Source organism: Massilia sp. CFBP9026 (assembly GCF_034045165.1).
GTDB lineage: Bacteria > Pseudomonadota > Gammaproteobacteria > Burkholderiales > Burkholderiaceae_D > Telluria > Telluria arenae.
The window spans coordinates 115,438-133,926 of sequence record NZ_JAXCWH010000008.1 but is presented as its reverse complement, the minus strand read 5'-3'; the positions used below and the strand labels follow the sequence as shown (position 1 = coordinate 133,926).

At 64.6% G+C, this 18,489-nt stretch carries 17 protein-coding genes and 1 pseudogene; 10 read left to right on the top strand and 8 right to left on the bottom strand.

Annotated elements, in window-relative coordinates; translation table 11 throughout:
* Window positions 1-130: 130 nt before the first annotated feature.
* The 6 genes and pseudogenes from murB (at window position 131) to blaOXA (ending at window position 5,655) form a co-directional block, all read left to right on the top strand.
* Window positions 131-1,159, top strand: coding sequence for a UDP-N-acetylmuramate dehydrogenase (murB, locus tag SOM28_RS19780; protein ID WP_320469173.1), 1,029 nt, complete (start codon window positions 131-133; stop codon window positions 1,157-1,159).
* A gap of 10 nt (window positions 1,160-1,169) precedes the next feature.
* Window positions 1,170-1,877 (top strand): SDR family oxidoreductase, encoded by a 708-nt coding sequence (locus tag SOM28_RS19775; RefSeq protein ID WP_320469172.1) that lies wholly within the window; start codon window positions 1,170-1,172, stop codon window positions 1,875-1,877.
* Window positions 1,878-1,939: 62 nt separating this feature from the next.
* On the top strand, window positions 1,940-2,323 hold the full coding sequence (locus tag SOM28_RS19770) for a BlaI/MecI/CopY family transcriptional regulator (protein ID WP_320469171.1): 384 nt from the start codon (window positions 1,940-1,942) through the stop codon (window positions 2,321-2,323).
* The gene (locus SOM28_RS19765) at window positions 2,320-4,035 is read left to right on the top strand and encodes a penicillin-binding transpeptidase domain-containing protein (RefSeq protein ID WP_320469170.1); all 1,716 of its coding nucleotides are present in this window, start codon (window positions 2,320-2,322) and stop codon (window positions 4,033-4,035) included. The genes SOM28_RS19770 and SOM28_RS19765 overlap by 4 nt, the downstream gene beginning before the upstream one ends.
* Before the next feature lie 21 nt (window positions 4,036-4,056).
* Window positions 4,057-4,899 (top strand): annotated as a pseudogene (gene bla / locus SOM28_RS26330) (subclass B3 metallo-beta-lactamase); the annotation flags it as partial.
* Window positions 4,888-5,655, top strand: coding sequence for a class D beta-lactamase (gene blaOXA / locus SOM28_RS26325; protein WP_414675186.1), 768 nt, complete (start codon window positions 4,888-4,890; stop codon window positions 5,653-5,655). The pseudogene bla and the gene blaOXA, both read left to right, overlap by 12 nt.
* 12 nt (window positions 5,656-5,667) lie before the next feature.
* On the opposite strand, the gene SOM28_RS19755 is transcribed toward blaOXA, so the two are convergent.
* The 6 genes from SOM28_RS19755 to SOM28_RS19730 form a co-directional block, all read right to left on the bottom strand.
* Entirely contained in the window at window positions 5,668-5,961 is a 294-nt protein-coding gene (locus tag SOM28_RS19755; protein ID WP_320469168.1) for a GIY-YIG nuclease family protein, read from the bottom strand.
* A gap of 246 nt (window positions 5,962-6,207) precedes the next feature.
* Window positions 6,208-7,440, bottom strand: a complete 1,233-nt coding sequence (locus SOM28_RS19750) for an argininosuccinate synthase (RefSeq protein WP_123072145.1) — start codon at window positions 7,438-7,440, stop codon at window positions 6,208-6,210.
* 113 nt (window positions 7,441-7,553) lie between these two features.
* Window positions 7,554-8,477, bottom strand: a complete 924-nt coding sequence (gene argF, locus SOM28_RS19745; RefSeq protein ID WP_320469167.1) for an ornithine carbamoyltransferase — start codon at window positions 8,475-8,477, stop codon at window positions 7,554-7,556.
* A gap of 79 nt (window positions 8,478-8,556) precedes the next feature.
* Complete coding sequence (rsgA, locus tag SOM28_RS19740; RefSeq protein ID WP_147934666.1) at window positions 8,557-9,471, bottom strand: ribosome small subunit-dependent GTPase A; 915 nt, start codon at window positions 9,469-9,471, stop codon at window positions 8,557-8,559.
* Window positions 9,468-9,800 (bottom strand): 4a-hydroxytetrahydrobiopterin dehydratase, encoded by a 333-nt coding sequence (locus SOM28_RS19735; protein WP_320469166.1) that lies wholly within the window; start codon window positions 9,798-9,800, stop codon window positions 9,468-9,470. The genes rsgA and SOM28_RS19735 overlap by 4 nt, the downstream gene beginning before the upstream one ends.
* Window positions 9,797-11,059: a M48 family metallopeptidase gene (locus SOM28_RS19730; RefSeq protein WP_320469165.1), complete on the bottom strand. Its 1,263-nt coding sequence runs from the start codon at window positions 11,057-11,059 to the stop codon at window positions 9,797-9,799. Before SOM28_RS19730 ends, SOM28_RS19735 begins: the two co-directional genes overlap by 4 nt.
* Before the next feature lie 60 nt (window positions 11,060-11,119).
* Between SOM28_RS19730 and orn the strand changes: the two genes are divergently transcribed.
* From orn to SOM28_RS19715, 3 genes are all read left to right on the top strand, one after another.
* Window positions 11,120-11,704: an oligoribonuclease gene (gene orn / locus SOM28_RS19725; protein ID WP_123072140.1), complete on the top strand. Its 585-nt coding sequence runs from the start codon at window positions 11,120-11,122 to the stop codon at window positions 11,702-11,704.
* Between the two features lie 91 nt (window positions 11,705-11,795).
* Complete coding sequence (locus SOM28_RS19720) at window positions 11,796-14,282, top strand: hybrid sensor histidine kinase/response regulator (protein ID WP_320469164.1); 2,487 nt, start codon at window positions 11,796-11,798, stop codon at window positions 14,280-14,282.
* Between the two features lie 39 nt (window positions 14,283-14,321).
* Complete coding sequence (locus SOM28_RS19715) at window positions 14,322-15,392, top strand: glycoside hydrolase family 43 protein (RefSeq protein WP_123072139.1); 1,071 nt, start codon at window positions 14,322-14,324, stop codon at window positions 15,390-15,392.
* A 220-nt stretch (window positions 15,393-15,612) separates the two neighbouring features.
* Here SOM28_RS19715 and SOM28_RS19710 read toward each other — a convergent pair whose 3' ends face one another.
* Window positions 15,613-16,149: a GNAT family N-acetyltransferase gene (locus tag SOM28_RS19710; RefSeq protein ID WP_320469163.1), complete on the bottom strand. Its 537-nt coding sequence runs from the start codon at window positions 16,147-16,149 to the stop codon at window positions 15,613-15,615.
* 263 nt (window positions 16,150-16,412) lie between these two features.
* Here SOM28_RS19710 and SOM28_RS19705 point away from each other — a divergent pair, with 263 nt between their 5' ends.
* A complete protein-coding gene (locus SOM28_RS19705; RefSeq protein WP_320469162.1) occupies window positions 16,413-17,555 on the top strand; it encodes an HPP family protein in 1,143 nt (380 codons plus the stop codon).
* Between the two features lie 125 nt (window positions 17,556-17,680).
* Here the strand turns inward: SOM28_RS19705 and SOM28_RS19700 are convergent, their stop codons facing one another.
* Window positions 17,681-18,373 carry a UPF0149 family protein gene (locus SOM28_RS19700; protein ID WP_320469161.1) on the bottom strand — a complete coding sequence of 231 codons (693 nt, stop codon included), beginning with the start codon at window positions 18,371-18,373 and terminating at the stop codon, window positions 17,681-17,683.
* Window positions 18,374-18,489 lie beyond the last annotated feature (116 nt).

Here is an 18,489-nt window from a genome sequence, read left to right as displayed (position 1 = left end):
TCTATAAAGCGTTTAGATTAATCCCTCTATTTTAGCGGACAACGGCCCGAATCGCGACCGTTTTGCCAGGCTGGAAAGTAGGGAATGCCTGAACCACTATAATGAAACGACATTTTTTATCCAATACGTCATGCATCCAGACCTGCCCATCGTCCACGACCAGCCGCTCGCCGGGCTGAATACCTTCCGCATCCCCGTCACCGCCCGTCAATACCTGCGCGTCACGGGCGCCGAGCAATTGACGGCGCTGCGCGCCGACCCTTCTCTCGCGAATCTGCCGCGCCTGGTGCTGGGCGGCGGCAGCAACCTGCTGTTCACCCAGGACTTCGAGGGCCTGGTGCTGCACATGGCCGGCCAGGGACGGGAGATCCTGGGCGAGCAGGGCGACAAGATCCTGGTGCGCGCCCAGGCCGGCGAGAACTGGCACGCCTTCGTCGGCTTTACCCTGGCGCAGGGGCTGGGCGGGCTGGAAAACCTGTCCCTGATCCCCGGCACGGTCGGCGCCGCGCCCATCCAGAACGTGGGGGCGTATGGCGTCGAAACCAAGGATGTGTTTCACAGCCTGACGGCCTTCGACATGGCCAGCGGCCAGATCCTCACCCTGGACGCCGCCGCCTGCCGCTTCGGCTACCGCGACAGCATCTTCAAGCACGCCATTGGCCGCGATCTGATCGTGCTGGACGTCACCTTCGCCCTGCCGGCCGCCTGGCAGCCGAACCTGCGCTATGCCGAACTGGCGGGCGCGGTGCAGGAAGCGGGGCTGGCGTCACCGACGCCGCGCGAGATCGGCGCCATCGTCGAAGCGATCCGACGCCGCAAGCTGCCCGATCCACTCGAGATCGGCAATGCCGGCAGTTTCTTCAAGAACCCGGTGGTCTCGGGCGAGGAATGCCGGCGCCTGCTGGAGATGTATCCGAACCTCGTCCACCATGCCCAGCCGGACGGCAGCGAGAAGCTGGCGGCGGGCTGGCTGATCGACCAGTGCGGCTGGAAGGGAAAGAACATCGGCCCGGCCGGTGTCTATCACAAGCAGGCGCTGGTCCTGGTCAATCTGGGCGGCGCGATCGGGACCGATGTGGTGCGCCTGGCCCAGGCCATCCAGTCCGACGTGGCGGCCCGCTATGGCGTGGCGCTTGAACCCGAACCGGTTTTCATCTAAGGACTCGCACATGAAGAAGGCAATTGTCACCGGCCACACGCGCGGCCTCGGCGCCGCGGTCGCGGCCGAACTGCAGGCGCGCGGCATCGCCGTGCTGGGCCTGGCGCGCGGACGCTCACCACTGGCCGGCATCGAACAGATCGAGCTTGACATGGCCGATCCGGCCGCCCTGCAAGCCTGGCTCGCGGGCGATGCGCTGCGCGATTTTCTGCAGGATGCAGGCAATGCGCTCCTGGTGAACAATGCCGGCGTCGTCACGCCGGTCGGTCCGCTGGCCGCGCAGGATCCTGCCGAGGTGCTGCGCGCCGTTGCGCTCAATGTGGGCGCCCCGCTGGCGCTGGCCGCCGCCTTCGTGCGGGCCGCGCCAAAGGCCCAGCGCCGCATCCTGCACGTCTCGAGCGGCGCGGCGCGCAATGCCTATCCCGGCTGGGCCGTGTATTGCGCGACCAAGGCGGCGCTCGACCAGCATGCGCGCGCGGTCCTGCTCGACGGTGATGTGGGCGTGCGCGCCTGCAGCCTGGCGCCGGGCGTGATCGACACCGATATGCAGGCCGCGATCCGGGCCACGCCGGATGCCGATTTCCCGATGCGCGAACGGTTCGTCGCGCTGAAGGAGGGTGGCGCGCTGGATTCGCCCGAGGCATGCGCCAGGAAGCTGGTCGATTACCTGCTGGCGCCGGGATTTGGTAGCGAGCCGGTGGATGACTTGCGTAACTAGTTGACAGCCTTACGACACTTGTCGCATGATTGTGGCTACCGTCGCAATCTGGAGTGTTGTTCATGGCCGTCCCCTCGATCACCGAACTGAGCCTGCTGAAAGCCCTGTGGCGCCGGCAGCCGCTGAGCGCCCGCGAAATCCATGACACCGTGGTCGAGGAACTGGCCTGGTCGTATTCGTCGACCCGCAAGACGCTCGAGCGCATGCTCGAGAAAAACATGGTGCGCCAGGAAGTTCGCCATGGCGTGCAGGTGTACGAGGCGGTGAGCGACAAGGTCGACACCCTGGCCGCCTTCGCCCACGATTTCGGCCGGCGCGTGATGGAAATCGATACGCCGCTGCCGGTCAATATGTTCACCGGCAGCAAGCTGGTCGACGATGCGGAGCTGGCCCGCCTGGAGCAACTCCTCAACGACTGGCCCGACGACAAGGGCGATGCGCCATGAGCACGCTCGACCAGCTCGCCATCCGCTTCCTGTTCGCCAGCGCCGGCTGCCTGGCGGCGGGTCTGGCGGTATGGGGCGCGACCCGGCTGGCGCGGCGCGCGCTGCCGGCGCTGGGCATGCAGCGCTCGACCTGGCTGCTGGGCCAGGCCGCGATCGCGGCCACCTTCTTGCTGCTGCTGATGCCTCCTGCGCTGCAGGCGAATATGCTACCGGTGTTCGAAGTCGACGTGAGCGCGGCGGCGGCGAACCTGCCCGTTGTCGACAGGCCCCCCGAGACCGTCGCCGGCATGCTGGCGGTCGCCGTGGATGGGCGTTCGCCGCTGGCCTGGCTTGCCTGGGCCTGGGTGCTGGTCTACACGCTGGGCCTGGCATGGATGCTGGGCCGGCTCTGGCGCGGCCAGCGGACGCTGACCCGGTTGATGCGAGGCGGCGCGCGCCAGCCAGCTGCAAGCGGGCCGGGCATCGTCGAAGTCGACGCCCCGATCCCGCCCATGCTGGTCGGCCCGTTCAAGCCGCGCCTGCTGCTGCCGCTATCCTTGCGCGACATCGATCCGCTGCAGCGCGAGCTGATCGTGGCCCACGAACTGACGCACTGGCGTCGCGGCGACCTGTGGTGGCTGACGGTGGGCGCCATGCTGCAGGCCCTGTGCTGGTTCAATCCCGCCATGCGCCTGCTGCGCGAAAAGCTCAGCTGGGCGCAGGAACTCGGCTGCGACCGCGACGTGTTGCGCGGCCGGCCGCCGCGTGAACGCCGTGCCTATGCCGCCGCGCTGGTCGCGCAGCTGCGCATGCAGCATCATGGGGTGAACGGGGCCTTGGCATTCGGCGGTGTCAGTCCCGATACGCTGGCGGCCCGGGTCGAACTGATCCGCGCCCCGGGCGCGGCGCGCCACGCCGCACTGGCACGCGGCGCCGGACTTGCGATCCTGGCGCTAGCCTTCGCCGGCAACCTGGCGCTGCAGCCCGCGCTGGCCTGGAGCAGCCATCCGAAGACGCTCGATTGCACCCTCATGCTCGACGCCGCGAGTGGCGCGCGCCTGGTGGAGCAGGGCGATTGCGGCGTGCGCGCCACGCCGGCCTCCACGTTCAATATCGTCGTCAGCCTGATGGGCTATGACGCCGGCATCCTGGTCGACGCCCACACGCCGGCGCTGCCGTTCAAGAAGGGCTATATCGACTGGCTGCCGGCCTGGCGCACCACCACCGACCCGATCAGCTGGATCCGCAACTCGACCGTGTGGTATGCGCAGCAGGTGACCTCGCGCCTCGGTGTCGACGGCCTGCAATCGTATCTGCAGCGTTTCGACTACGGCAACCGGGACCTGTCGGGCGGCGTCACCGATGCCTGGATCGGTTCCTCGCTGCAGATCTCGGCACAGGAGCAGGCGGCCTTCCTGCGCAAGGTCGTCAACCGGGAGCTGGGCTTGACTGCGCAGGCCTATGACACGACGGCGACCCTGCTGCGCCTGCCCACGCTGCCGAATGGCTGGGACGTGTATGCCAAGACCGGCACCGCCGTGCTGGAGCAGCCGGCCGGCACGACAGAGCCGCCGCGTTCCTACGGCTGGTTCGTCGGCTGGGCCAGCAAGGACGGCCGCACGATCGTGTTCACGCGCCTGACCCTCGACCGGCAGCACCCGGAGCGCGCGGCCGGCCCGCTATTGAAAGAAGCCTTCCTGCGCGAACTGCCGTCAAGGCTGGACGCGCTCTAAACCTTATTTGAGGAACCCTTCATGAAGATCACAAGCCTGGCATTGGCCGCGGCTGGACTCGTCGCGTGCATGCCTTCCGCATCCGCCAGCGACTGGAACACGCCGCAGGAACCCTTCGCCCTGTCCAGCGACAGCTATTACGTCGGCACGCGCGGCCTCAGCGCGGTGCTGATCGCCTCGAAGCAGGGGCACATCCTGATCGATGGCGCCATCCCCGAGGCGGCAAGCCAGATCGCGGCCAGCGTCCGCAAGCTCGGTTTCAAGGTCGAGGACATCCGCATCATCCTCAATTCGCACGAGCACTTCGACCACGCGGGCGGGATCGCCGAGCTGCAGCGGCTGTCCGGCGCCGAGGTCAAGGCGACTGCAGCTGCGGCGCCGGTCCTGCGCTCCGGCAAGGCCAGCCGCGGCGATCCGCAATATGCCGGCCTGCTCGAACACGACATGACGCCGGTGGCCAAGGTCGGCATCGTGCGCGACGGCGAAACGGTCAAGGTTGGCCCGCTGGCAGTTACCCTGCACGCGACGCCCGGCCACACCCAGGGCGGCTCGACCTGGACCTGGATCTCGCGCGATGGCGGCAGGCGCGTGAACATGGTGTACGCCGACAGCCTGAACGCCATCGCCGCCGGGGCTTTCCGCTACAGTGGTGACCCGGCCTATCCCAACGCGCGCGGCGACGTGGAGCGCTCGATCGCGAAGGTCGCGGCGCTGCCTTGCGACGTGCTGGTCTCGGCCCACCCGGAGGGGAGCGACCTGTGGAAGCGCCACGCGCAGCGCGCCACGCTCGGCAACGCGGCCTTCGTCGACAAGACCGCCTGCCGCGCCTACGCCGACAAGGGCCGCGCGCGGATGCAGAAAACGCTGGCGGCGGAAGCGAAGACCCCGGCGATCGTCTGGCGCGACAATGCGAAGATCACTGAACTGTTCGACAAGGCCGGCGTCACCGGCACCTTCGTCGTGCAGGATGTCGCCATTGGTGAATTCACGGGCCACGACCGCCAGCGCGCCAGCATCCGCTATGTCCCTGCGTCGACCTACAAGATCCCCAATTCGCTGATCGGCCTGGCCACCGGCGCCGTCTCCAGCGTCGACGAAGTGCTGCCGTATGGCGGCGGGCCGACCTACCTGCCGCAATGGGCCAGGGACATGCCGCTGCGCGAGGCGATCAGGATATCGAATGTCCCGGTGTACAAGGAACTCGCGCGCCGCATCGGCATGCCACGCATGCGGGAAGGCCTGCGCCAGCTCGATTACGGCAATATGGATGCGGGGTCGGTCATCGATGCCTTCTGGCTCGAGGGGCCGTTGAAGATCAGTGCGGTCGAGCAGACTCGCTTCTTGGGCCGTCTTGCGCAAGGCAAGCTGCCGTTTCCGGCGCCGGCGATGGCGACGGTGCGCGAGATCGTGCGGCAGGAAGATAACCCGAATCTTTACGCGAAGACTGGATGGTATATGCCGGATGATCGCAAGAACCAGATCGGCTGGTGGGTGGGCTGGGTCGAGAAGGGTGGCAAGGTATATGCGTTTGCGCTCAATGCCGACATCACCGACGATACGGTTGGCGCCAAGCGGGTGCCGCTGGGGAAGGCGGCGTTGCAGGCGCTGGGACTCTTGTGAACGAGGGAGCAGCTAGCCGCAGATCTCGTGAAAGAGATCGCGCCAGGATGGGTTGAGTGACTGGATCAGGTTGATCTTCCAGTCGCGGTTCCAGCGTTTGAGTTGTTTTTCGCGGGTGATGGCGCAGATGATGTCGGTGTGGATTTCGTACCAGACGAGGTGTTTGACGTCGTACTTCTTTGTGAAGCTGGCGGTCGCGGCTTCCTTGTGTTGCCAGATACGTTTTATCAGGTCGGACGTGACGCCGATGTATAGCGTGCCGTAGGGGTGGCTGGCCAGCATGTAGACGTAGGAGGGTTTGTCCATCCGGCCAGTTTGCGCGGGCGGTCATGGGAGGCGTTTGTGGCTGCTCAAAGGACTGGGGTTCCCGCCTGCGCGGGAACGACGGTTTTGAGGGGAGTGGCAGAGGGATGCTCTCGCCCGCAGCTTTAGCACGTCGTTCCCGCGCAGGCGGGAACCCAAGTGCCTGCGCAAACCACCACAAACAAAAAGCCGCCCGCAGGCGGCTTCCCGTTCAACCCTGGCCGGCGTCACCGCCGGCCAGACTCACTCTTACTGCCCGCGCTTCGCGCGCGCCTTTGCGGCAATACGCATGCGCAGCGCGTTCAGCTTGATGAAGCCGCCCGCATCCGCCTGGTTGTAGGCGCCGCCGTCTTCGTCGAAGGTGGCGATGTTCATGTCGAACAGCGAATCGGTCTTCGAATCGCGCGACACGACGATCACATTGCCCTTGTACAGCTTGATGCGCACCCAGCCGTTGACGGTGGCCTGGGTGTGGTCGATCAGGGTCTGCAGCGCGACGCGTTCCGGCGCCCACCAGTAGCCGTTATAGATCAGCGAAGCGTAACGCGGCATCAGGTCGTCCTTCAGGTGCGCCACTTCGCGGTCCAGCGTGATCGATTCGATCGCGCGGTGCGCGCGCAGCATGATGGTGCCGCCCGGGGTTTCGTAGCAGCCGCGCGACTTCATGCCGACGTAGCGGTTTTCCACCAGGTCCAGGCGGCCGATGCCGTGCTTGCCGCCCAGGCGGTTCAGCTCGGTGAGGACGGCGGCCGGCGACAGGCGCTTGCCGTTCAGGCCGACGATGTCGCCTTTTTCGAATTCGACATCGAGGTATTCCGCTTCATCCGGCGCCTGCTCGGGCGACACGGTCCAGCGCCACATCGATTCCTCGGCTTCGGCGCTCGGGTTTTCCAGGTGGCGGCCTTCGAACGAGATGTGCAGCAGGTTGGCATCCATCGAGTACGGCGCGCCGCCGTTCTTGTGCTTCATGTCGACCGCGATGCCGGCGTCTTCCGCGTACTTCAGCAGTTTTTCGCGCGACAGCAGATCCCATTCGCGCCATGGGGCGATGATCTTGACGTCCGGTTTCAGCGCATAGGCGCCCAGCTCGAAGCGCACCTGGTCGTTGCCCTTGCCGGTCGCGCCGTGCGAGACGGCGTCGGCGCCGGTCTCGTTGGCGATCTCGATCAGGCGCTTGGCAATCAGCGGACGCGCGATCGAGGTGCCCAGCAGGTATTCGCCTTCATACACGGTGTTGGCGCGGAACATCGGGAACACGAAGTCGCGCACGAACTCTTCGCGCACATCGTCGATATAGATGTTCTCTGGCTTGATGCCGAACTTCAGCGCCTTGGCGCGCGCCGGTTCCAGCTCTTCACCTTGGCCGAGGTCGGCGGTAAAGGTGACGATTTCGCAGCCATAATTGTCTTGCAGCCATTTCAGGATGACGGAGGTGTCGAGGCCGCCGGAATAGGCAAGTACTACTTTCTTGATGTCGCTCATGGGAGTTCCAGTGATGGAGGGATGGTAGAGGAGTAATGGTCAGCTGGCGCGCAAATCCATCCTGTCATTACAACAGGACGGACGGCCAACGATCAAGCTTCGGGGGTAAAAAATTAATCTTCAATGCGACCGAGCAGCAGGTATTCGATCAGGGCTTTTTGCACGTGCAGGCGGTTTTCGGCTTCGTCCCAGACCACCGATTGCGGGCCGTCGATGACGCCGGCCGAGACTTCCTCGCCGCGGTGTGCGGGCAGGCAGTGCATGAACAGGGCGTCGCTGGCCGCGCGCGCCATCTTGGCTTCGTCGACGATGAAGCCGTCGAAGGCTTTCAGGCGCTCTGCGTTTTCCTTCTCGTAACCCATGCTGGTCCAGACGTCGGTATTGACCAGATGGGCGCCGGCGCAGGCGTCCGACGGGTTGTCGAACAGCGTGTAGCGCGTGGTGTTGACCAGGCCCGGATCCATCTCGTAGCCCTTCGGCGTCGAGACGTTCAGGTGGAAGCCGAACACTTCGGCCGCCTGCAGCCACGAGTACAGCATATTGTTGGCGTCGCCGATCCAGGCCACCGTCTTGCCGGCGATCGAGCCGCGGTGTTCCCAGAAGGTGAACACGTCGGCCAGCACCTGGCACGGATGGTGTTCGTTGGTCAGACCGTTGATGACCGGGACGCGCGAATTGGCGGCGAAGCGGTCGATGATGTCCTGGCCAAAGGTGCGGACCATGATGATGTCGCACATGCGGCTCATCACCTGGCCGGCGTCTTCGACCGGCTCGCCGCGGCCCAGCTGGCTGTCGCGGGTGTTCAGGTAGATGGCGGCGCCGCCCAGCTGGTGCATGCCGGCCTCGAAACTGAGGCGGGTACGGGTCGAGCTCTTTTCGAACACCATCACCAGGGTGCGGTCGACCAGCGGATGATAGACCTCATAGGCCTTGAACTTGCGCTTGATGATCGCCGCGCGCTTGATGACGTATTCGAACTCGTCACGCGTGAAGTCGGAGAATTGCAGGAAGTGCTTGATCGGAGTGGTGCCTGGCATAATCTGGTCTACTCGTTTGTTGTCCCTTGAATTATAAGGGCTTTTTCTTTCCGTTAGGGAAAGTGACTGTTTCTATTTCCTAATAGAGCGTCTGCGCCGACTCGTGCAGCAACTGCCCATACAGCTCGTGGCGCATGCGCGCGATCTTGCCGTCGGCGACCGCGTCCAGCACCGCGCACTGTGGTTCGGCCAGGTGGCGGCAGTTATAGTACTTGCAGCCGCCCAGATAGGGCTTGAACTCGACGAAGGCGCGCTCGAGCATCCCTTCCGTCAGGTGGTACAGGCCGAACTCCTGGAAGCCGGGCGAATCGATGATCGCCGAGGTCTTGCCGTCGACCTCGGGCAGCCAGTACAGCCTGGTAAACGTCGTGGTGTGCTTGCCGGTGTCGAGGGCGGCCGAGATTTCGCGCACCGCGATGTCGGCGTCCGGCACCAGGAGGTTGATCATCGACGACTTGCCCATGCCGGACTGGCCGATGAAGATCGACGAGTGGCCTTCGAGCAGCGGGGCCAGGGTGGCCACGGTCTGTTCGGGGTTCCCGGTGGCCGATACCTCGTGCACCGGATAACCCAGCGCGGCATACGGCGCAACGCGCTCGCGTGCGCGCGGCAGCAAGTCTTCGACGTCGGTCTTGTTCAGGATGAGGTGGGCCTCGATGCCGGCCGCCTCGCAGGCGACCAGCGCGCGCGACACCAGGTCGTCGGTAAAGCCCGGCTCGGTGGCGACGACGATGAACAGGCGCGAGATGTTCGCCGCCAGCAGCTTCGATTTATATTGGTCGGAGCGATAGAGCAGGGTGGTACGGTCCGCGATCTTTTCGATCACGGCCTGGTCGTTCGAGGTGCGCTTGAGGTGCACCACGTCGCCCACGGCCACATTGGTCTTCTTGCCACGCGTGACGCATTGCAGCTTTTCGCCGCCGGCGTCGGCCAGGTAATGGCGGCCGTGGGCCGCGATGATGGTGCCGGTCAATTCACTGTTCTTGTCGCTCATGCGCTGGTCATTCCAAGGTAAAGCGCATTCACTTTCGCGGCGCAGATAAAATCGTTTTCAGTCAGGGCGCCGCCGGCCGAGTGGGTACTCCAGGTCACGCGGCAGGTGGCGTATCCGACCGTCATGTCGGGGTGGTGATCCTGCGTGTCGGCGACCTGCGCCACCGCGTTGACGAGGGCGATGGTGGCGCGGTAGTCCGGCAGCTTGAATTCGCGCGACAGGATGCCGTCGATCGCGGTCCAGCCGGGTACGTCGGCAAGCAGGGCGTCGATCACCCACGGATCGAGCCCCTTGGCGTTGTGGATGCAGTCGCGATGCTCCAGCTTCATGCGCCCGCCATCGTCAGGTGTTTCACGCGCACCGAGGCCGGCGGATGCGAATCGTAGAAGGCCGAGTGCAGCGGGTCCGGGGTGAGCGTGGAGGCGTTGTCCTCGTACATCTTGACCAGGGCCGATACCAGGTGACGGCTATCGGTATGCTGGGCCGCGAAGGCGTCGGCCTCGAATTCGTGCTTGCGCGAGCTGATCGACGACAGCGGCGCCAGCGGGAAAGTAAACACTGGGAGCACCAGCATGAACAGGATCAGGGCCATGCCGTCGTTCGAGACGTTCATGAAGGGCAGCACGCCCAGGCCGGTATAGAACCAGGTCTGGCCTTTCAGGTAGCCGAGCAGGGCCAGGAAGGCCAGCGACATGGCGAACATCACGGCGACGCGCTTGACGATGTGGCGCAGCTTGAAGTGGCCCAGTTCGTGGGCCAGCACGGCTTCGATCTCTTGCGGCTCGAGGCGCGACAGCAGGGTGTCGAAGAACACGATGCGCTTGGCCCGACCGAAGCCCGAGAAATAGGCGTTGCCGTGGGCGCTGCGCTTGGAGCCGTCCATCACGAACAGGCCGCGCGATGCGAAGCCGACGCGCGCCATCAAGGCTTCTATGCGCTGCTTGAGGCTGGCGTCTTCGAGCGGGCTGAATTTATTGAACATCGGCGCGATCACGCTCGGGTAGATCGCAATCATGAGCAACTGGAAGCCGCTCCACACCAGCCAGGTATAGAACCACCACAGCTCGCCCGACTTGTCCATCAGGGTGAGTACGACCCACAGCAGCGGCAGGCCGATGATGGCGCCGACGATCGTGCTCTTGACCAGGTCGCTGAACCACAGTCCAGGGGTCATCTTGTTGAAGCCGAAGCGCTGCTCCAGCACGAACTGGCGATACCAGTCCAGCGGCAGGTCGAGCAGGCTGGAAATCACGCCGAAGGCGACTACCAGCGCCATCTGGTGCCACAGTCCCGGACCGGTCAGCGGCAGCAGGGCCAGCGACAGCAGTTGCAGGCCGCCCAGCAGGGTAAAGCCGATCAGGACCGCGCCGCCCCACAGCATGCCCACCAGGCCGAGGCGGGTCTTGGCAACGGTATAGTCGGCCGCTTTCTGGTGCGCCGCCAGCGGAACCTTTGGCGCAAACTCGGCCGGCACGCTGGCGCGATGGCGCGCGATGTGCCGGATGTGGCGCGCGGCCAGCCAGGTGCGCAGCACCATGGTGAGCGCGAAGAAAACGACGAACAAAACCGAAAACCCGAATGATGACATTCTGTGCCTGTGAGAAAATGCAGGATTAAGTGTAAAACACGACTAGGCAAAGAGAGAATTATGTCACAAGCTACACCAACCACCGAGTCCGCCGCAGCCCAGCGTCCAAACGAGTTCAACCTGGTCTGGGTGGACATGGAAATGACCGGCCTGGACCCGGACAACGACCGCATCATCGAAGTGGCGGTGGTCGTCACCGACCCAGAGCTGAACATCATCGCCGAAGGCCCGGTATTCGCCATCCACCAGTCGGACGCAACCCTCGACAAGATGGATAACTGGAACAAGGGCACCCACGGCAAGTCGGGCCTGATCGACCGCGTAAAAGCCTCGACCGTGACCGAAGCCCAGGCCGAGCAGGAACTGATCGCCTTCCTCAAGCAGTACGTGCCCTCGAACAAGTCGCCGATGTGCGGCAACTCGATCTGCCAGGACCGCCGCTTCATGGCGCGCGGCATGCCGAAGCTGGAAGCGTTCTTCCACTACCGTAACCTGGACGTGTCGACCCTGAAGGAATTGTGCCGCCGCTGGAAGCCCGAGGTTGCCACCGGCTTCAAGAAGCACCAGAAGCACACGGCCCTGGCCGACATCACCGAATCGATCGAAGAACTGCGCTATTACCGCGAGCACTTCATCCAGAAGTAATGTTGTATAAGTTGCAGTAAAAAACTGCGATGTATTGATAAGAAGGTATGCGACAATCGGCGGTATGGTTCCGCTCCCGCATACCGCTTTCTTGAGTGACGGCCAGGTAGCTGCGCGCATGCGCGGCCACGACTGGCAGGCGTCCAGCCTCGGCCCGGCCGACGGCTGGCCGCCATCGCTGCGCACCGCAGTGGACATGATGCTGCATTCGTCCTTCCCGATGTTCATCGCGTGGGGACCGCAGTTCGCCTTCCTGTTCAACGACGCCTACATCCCCATTTTGGGCGAACGCTATCCGTGCGCGCCCGGCCTGCCGTTCGCCGACGTGTGGCCCGAAGCCTGGCCAGACCTGCGGCCGCTGCTCGAGCGCACCATGGCGGGCGAGGCGGTGTTCTTCGAAGACCTCGAGATGAACCTGCTGCGCAATGGCTATCCCGAGCGCGCCTGGTTCACCTTTTCGTATGCCCCGTTGGTCGATGCGGTCGGCCAGGTCGGCGGCCTGTTCTGCACCTGCATGGAAACCACCGGCCGCGTGCTGGCCGAGCGGCGCGCCGCCTTCCAGCTCAGGGTGTCCGATGCGCTGGGCCCGATCGACGATCCGGGCGAGGTGATCGCCACCGCCAGCGCCTTGCTGGGCGTGGAGCTCGGCGCCGCCCGGGTGCTGTATGCCGAAATAGATCCGCTCAGCGGCCAGCTGGACGTGCCGCGCCTGTGGTCCCAGGATGGCGCCGCGCCGGCCGCGCTGCGCTCGCCGCTGCACGACTTCAGCCCCGCAGTGGTGGACGAGCTGCGCAGCGGCGCCGTGGTGCAAATCCACGACGCGGCCAACGACCCGCGTGCGCAAGACCTGCGCGCCGCCTGGCGCGACGAGCGCATCGGCGCCTTGCTGGTGGTGCCGCTGGTGAAATCCGGCCGCCTGATCGCCTGCCTGGGCGTCGATGCGCCGAACCCGCGTTCCTGGACTGCCCACGACGTCCAGCTCGCGCGCGACGTGGCCGAGCGCACCTGTGCCGCGGCCGAGACCGCGCGCGCCCAGGCGCTGCTGCGCGAGGAGCGCGACCGCAGCCGCGACATCTTCGACAATATCTCCGAAGGCTTCGCGCTGTTCGACCGCAACTGGATCATGCAGCGCATGAACGCCGAAGGCCTGCGCATCTGCTCCGTCACGCGCGAGGAGGTGATCGGCCGCAACCACTGGGAAGTATTCACCGCCATGGCCGACAGCGAGGCCGGCCACATGTACCACCGCGTGATGGACACGCGCCGCGCCAGCGCCGCCGAGCAATGCCACACCTTCCCCGACGGGCGCCGCATCTGGACCGATATCCGCGCCTATCCGACTCAGGACGGCGGCATCGCCAGCTTCTTCCGCGACATCACCGACCGCAAGCTGGCCGAAGAAAAACTGATGGACGCCGACCGCCGCAAGGACGAATTCCTGGCCATGCTGGCGCACGAGCTGAGGAACCCGCTGGCGCCGATCAGCGCCGCCGCCGAGCTGCTCCGTATGGGCAATATGGACGAGCGCCGCGTGCACCAGAGCAGCACCATCATCGGCCGCCAGGTGCGCCACATGACACGCCTGGTGGACGACCTGCTCGACGTGTCGCGCGTCACGCGCGGCCTGATCACGCTGGGCCAGGCGCGGGTGCCGGCGCGCGCCGTGGTCGAAGAAGCGGTGGAGCAGGTGCGGCCGACGATCGACGCGCGCTCGCAGCAGCTTGGCGTGCGCCTGCCTCCCGAACACGCCGCAGTGCGCGGCGACAAGGCGCGCCTGGTGCAGGTGGTGGCCAATGTGCTGGGCAACGCCGCCAAGTACACGCCGCCGGGGCGCGGCATCGACCTGCGCGCCGAGGTACTGGGCACGCGCCTGGTGCTCAGTGTGCGCGACGAAGGCATCGGCATGGACCGCGAGCTCACCGGGCGCGTGTTCGACCTGTTCACCCAGGCCGAGCGCTCGTCCGACCGGTCGCAGGGCGGGCTTGGACTGGGACTGGCCCTGGTCAAGCACCTGGTCGAGCTGCATGGCGGCACGGTGGGCTGTTCCAGCCCCGGGTTAGGGAAGGGCAGCACCTTCGTGATCAGCCTGCCGCTGCTGCAGGAAGAAGAAACGTCGGCGCCTGCGCCGGGGGCCGCTTGTCCGGCCGGCGCCGCGTCCTTGCGCGTGCTGGTGGTGGACGACAATCACGACGCCGCCGAGACGCTGGGCCTGCTGCTGTCGGCGCAGGGGCATGAGGTGGCGATCGAGCACGCCTCTCTGCCGGCGCTCGAACGCGCGCGTGGCATGCGGCCGGATGTTTGCCTGCTCGATATCGGGCTGCCAGAGATGGATGGGCGCGAACTGGCGCGGCGGCTGAAGGCCGACCCGGCGACGCGCGACGCAACGCTGATCGCCATCACCGGCTATGGCCAGCAGCAGGACCGCGACGCCGCGCTGGCTGCCGGCTTCGCGCATCATCTGGTCAAGCCGGTCAATGTCGATGTGCTGCTGCGCGTGCTGGACGGCGTGCGCACAAAAGAACATGCCAGTCAGTCAGAGACGTTTGCCGACGTCGTTCCCGCGCAGGCGGGAATCTAAGTAATTGGAGTAGCCACAAGAACAACCGAAGGAGACTAGATGAAAACAAAACGCACTGTCATCGCAAAATCACTGGCGCTTGTATTACTCTCCACCCTGGGCATTGCTTCCCACGCCGCCAACCCGATCGTCCCCGGCTGGTACGCCGACCCCGAAATCCGCATCTACGGCAACAAATACTGGATCTATCCCACTTACTCGGACCACTACGGCGCCCCGCGCACCTCGCGCGGATTCACTCCAGAGCAGGACGCCATGCGTGCCAAGTCCGACCTGATCTGGGAACCCTACCTGAAGCAGACCTTCCTCGATGCCTTCTCGTCGACCGATCTGGTCAACTGGACCAGGCACACCCACGTGCTCGACGTCGAAAACGTCTCGTGGGCGGCGTATGCGGTGTGGGCTCCGTCCGCCATCGAGCACAACGGCAAGTACTACCTGTTCTTCGGTGCCAACGACATCAAGGCCAACGGCCAACTGGGCGGCATCGGCGTAGCGGTCAGCGACCGGCCCGAAGGCCCGTTCAAGGATGCGCTCGGCCGCCCGCTGATCGACAAGATCCACAACGGGGCCCAGCCGATCGACCAGATGGTGTTCAAGGACGACGACGGCCAGGTGTATATGTATTACGGCGGCTGGAAGCACGCCAACGTCGTCAAGCTGGCGCCGGATCTGCTGAGCGTCGTGCCGTTCCCGGATGGGGCAACCTTCAAGGAGATCACGCCCGATCCGGCCTATGTGGAGGGTTCCTTCATGGCCAAGCGCAATGGCGTGTACTACTTCATGTGGTCGGAAGGAGGGTGGACGCGGCCGGACTATCGCGTCGCCTACGCCATGAGCAAGTCGCCGTTTGGACCGTTCAAGCGTATCGGCACCATCCTGCAGCAGGATACAACGATTGCCAATGGGGCGGGGCACCACTCGGTGGCCAATATTCCGGGCACGGATGACTGGTACATCGTCTATCACCGCCGGCCGTTGGGCGACAAGGACGGTCACCACCGCGAGACGGCGATCGAGCACTTGTACTTTAATGCGGATGGCACGATCAAGCCGGTGATCATGACGAAGGAAGGAGTGGCGCCGCGGCCGATTTCGACTGGAGGCTGAAAGTGGCGAGCGGCTGAGAAGACCGCTCCACGCGCTTGCAAGAGACCACGAAGCAGCCAAAGCAACGGTATTCGGGCGAAGAACGTGCGGGCAGTGCTATCGCTGATCGCTTTGTATGGCCGCTATCGACCCATTGCAGACGTTGACGGCTAAGAGAAGGACGGGCGGTTTGAACTCGGTGGTGACTTTTTTCGCGTTACCGCTCAATCTCTTTACGGTTTTAGGCCGTTGGTGCAGTAGATGGCGCTTGGGAATCTGTATCGTTGATTGCGTGCTGCAGTAGGTCCGGTAGGTTCGGATCGTCGTACGAGCGTACGCTGTTTGGTGGCAGGCTGGCGAACAGACGCTGCCAGAACGCGTTGGCACGGGTGTCGGCGCGAAAAATCGCTACCAACCACGGGCCGGTGAAGGTGCGCGCTAATGCGTGCACAGCCTCAAATGCCAAACCCTGGCGCCGATAACGCTTCAGAATGAACAAATCGGCCACCTCTTCGGCTACGCTGCCGTTCGGCAGCCTGAAGGGTTCGGTGACCACGAAGCCCGCCAGCACACCATCTTTTCTAATCCAATAGGCACCCTTGGCGGGGTCATTGATGTAATCGGCAATTTGTTCTGGAGAGGCATCGAACAAGCCGTCCGGACCTATGTCTTCATCCGCCCAATCGGAACCCTCGTAGTAGTACAGCTGGAACAGGCGGAACAGAGCCTCAGCCCCGCCTGGCGCGATCCTTTGCAGCGGATGCGACGGTGCGCTCATGCCTGCTCTCTTGTATCAAACATCTTCAGCGAATGATGTATTTGTGCGTCATCCATAGTATTTGAGAAGCTGGTTAGTGGAACGTCTGGTCCTGGCCGTTAGCGGAAGTCCTAGGAATGAAGTGTATGTGGTCGTTGCCCGTGAATCAACTTGAACCTGCGCAATACTTCGCCATTTGATCGCCTGCACTGTTTTTGGATGGCGCTGCACCTATTTCGTGCAAATGTGATGTAATGACGCTCTCTGCGCTCATCCTTGGTGCAATGCCATCCTTTCTTTTATCCATCCTGAGGCGGCCGCACCCGGTCGTCTTGCCGCCGATCGGCCAGGCGCGGGCTGCGTTCGGCGCGCTGTTCGGCCTCGCCCTGTCCGGCGTGCTGAGCCAGGTCGTGCTGGCTTGGAGCGCCCCGGGCGCCCACGTGGCCTGGCTGGTCGCCCCCATGGCCGCCTCCGCCGTGTTGCTGTTCTGCGTCCCCGCCAGCCCCCTGGCCCAGCCCTGGCCCGTCATCGGCGGCAATGTCGTCTCAGCCCTGGTCGGCGTCCTCTGCGTCCAGTTGCTGCCCGATCCGATGATCGCCGCGCCACTGGCGGGCGGCCTGTCGATCGCCATGATGTTCCTGCTGCGCTGCCTGCATCCGCCCGGCGGGGCGGTGGCGATGACGGCGGTGCTGGGCGGGCCGGCGGTGCATGAGGCCGGCCTGTCGTTCGCGCTGGCGCCGGTCGGCCTGAACACCGTACTGCTGGTGCTGGCGGCGATGCTGTACAACCGGGTAACCGGCGCCCATCACGTGCACAAGCCCGCGCCGGCGCCGCTAGATGTGGCGGCAGAGGACATCGACGCCGCGCTGGAACACTTTGGCGAAGCGCTCGACGTCTCGCGCGAAGACCTGGCCGTCATCGTCAACGATGCCGAGCACCATGCGGCCGAGCGGCGCGTGCGTCGACTGCATGCCGGCGACGTTGTGGTACCGCCGCTGGCGCTGCTCGAACCCGACATGCCGCTGGCGACGGCGCGCGCCATCCTGCTCGAACATGGATTGCCTTCATTGCCGGTGGTGGATGGGGAAGGGCGGCTGCTTGGCGTGCTGACCTTGAATTCCCTGCTGCGGGCGGCGGCCGAGGCGGAGGCGTGGAGCATCAAGGCGCGGGCGCTGATTGTGCTGCGCGGCCGCAAGGATGCCGAGCGGGTGGTGGAGCTGATGATTGTCGGGATTGCAGTGCAGGCCGGGCAGCCGGCGAGTGATGTGGCCACGCTGGCGGGCCGCCATGGCCTGGCGCGGGTGCCGGTGGTCGATGCGGCGGGAATGCTGGTGGGGATGGCAGGGCCGGTCGAAGTGCTCGATGCCTTGCATGGGGTGGCGTTGGCGACGCAGGGGTGGAGGTTGCGGCGTCGACGTGGGGATTGATATTGGCGCGGCGCTGATTTCGTAGACGATGATCGCGCTGTCAACGATCACCGCGTCGGCGGCATAGCCGCCGACCCTACAGGTGGATCAGGCCGATAAAAGTGAATCAGGCCGATCCAGGTGAATCAAGCCGATTCAGCCCCACAGCACTTCTTGAACTTCTTTCCGCTGCCGCAAGGGCAGTCGTCATTGCGGCCGACTTTCGGCTCTTCGCGTACCACGGTCTCGACCGCGGCCTTGCGCAGCGGCAGCCAGTAGCGGTAGATATCCGGCACGTTGGCCTCGATCTGCAGCGCCAGGGCGTGGATCTGGTGCGGACTGTCGACCAGGTCCAGCTCTTCTTCCTCGATCTCGTCGGCGCCGAGCAGGTAGATCGGGCGGATCAGTTCGGCAACGTCCGAGTTCTTGATCGGATCCCAGGAACCGGCGCGCAGTTCGACGCCTTCCCAGAAGCCCCAGCACCAGGCTTCCGGATCGATCAGCACCTTGCCTTCGAATTCATGTTCGACGAACAAAGGCTCGAATTCCTTGGGCGAGACTTCGAATGTGATCAGGATTTCGTTCATGAACCGCATAATCAGGTTCATGATCTTTTCCAACTCGCGCGGATTCTTCCACTTCGGCGCATCCGCCTCGCTTTCGCCCCACACCTTCGGCAGCCATTCGGAAGGCATGATGGTTTCCGGACCGATCGCGATCGCGGTCAGGTAGCCGTGCAGGGTGTCCATCGTCATCGCGTCGTCGGAGCAACGGTCGGACAAGAGGAACTGGTCGAGTTCGTCGAATTCTTTTTCGGAGAGGGGCTGTTCGAGATGCATGGGAGTGTCTGGTGATGGCGCGTGGGCGCCGGTTTTGCGTAAAGGCGCCAGTGTAACCGCTGCGCCGCCGGGCGACAGCAAAAACCTCGATCGGTATGGCAAGTGGCGGGGAGATG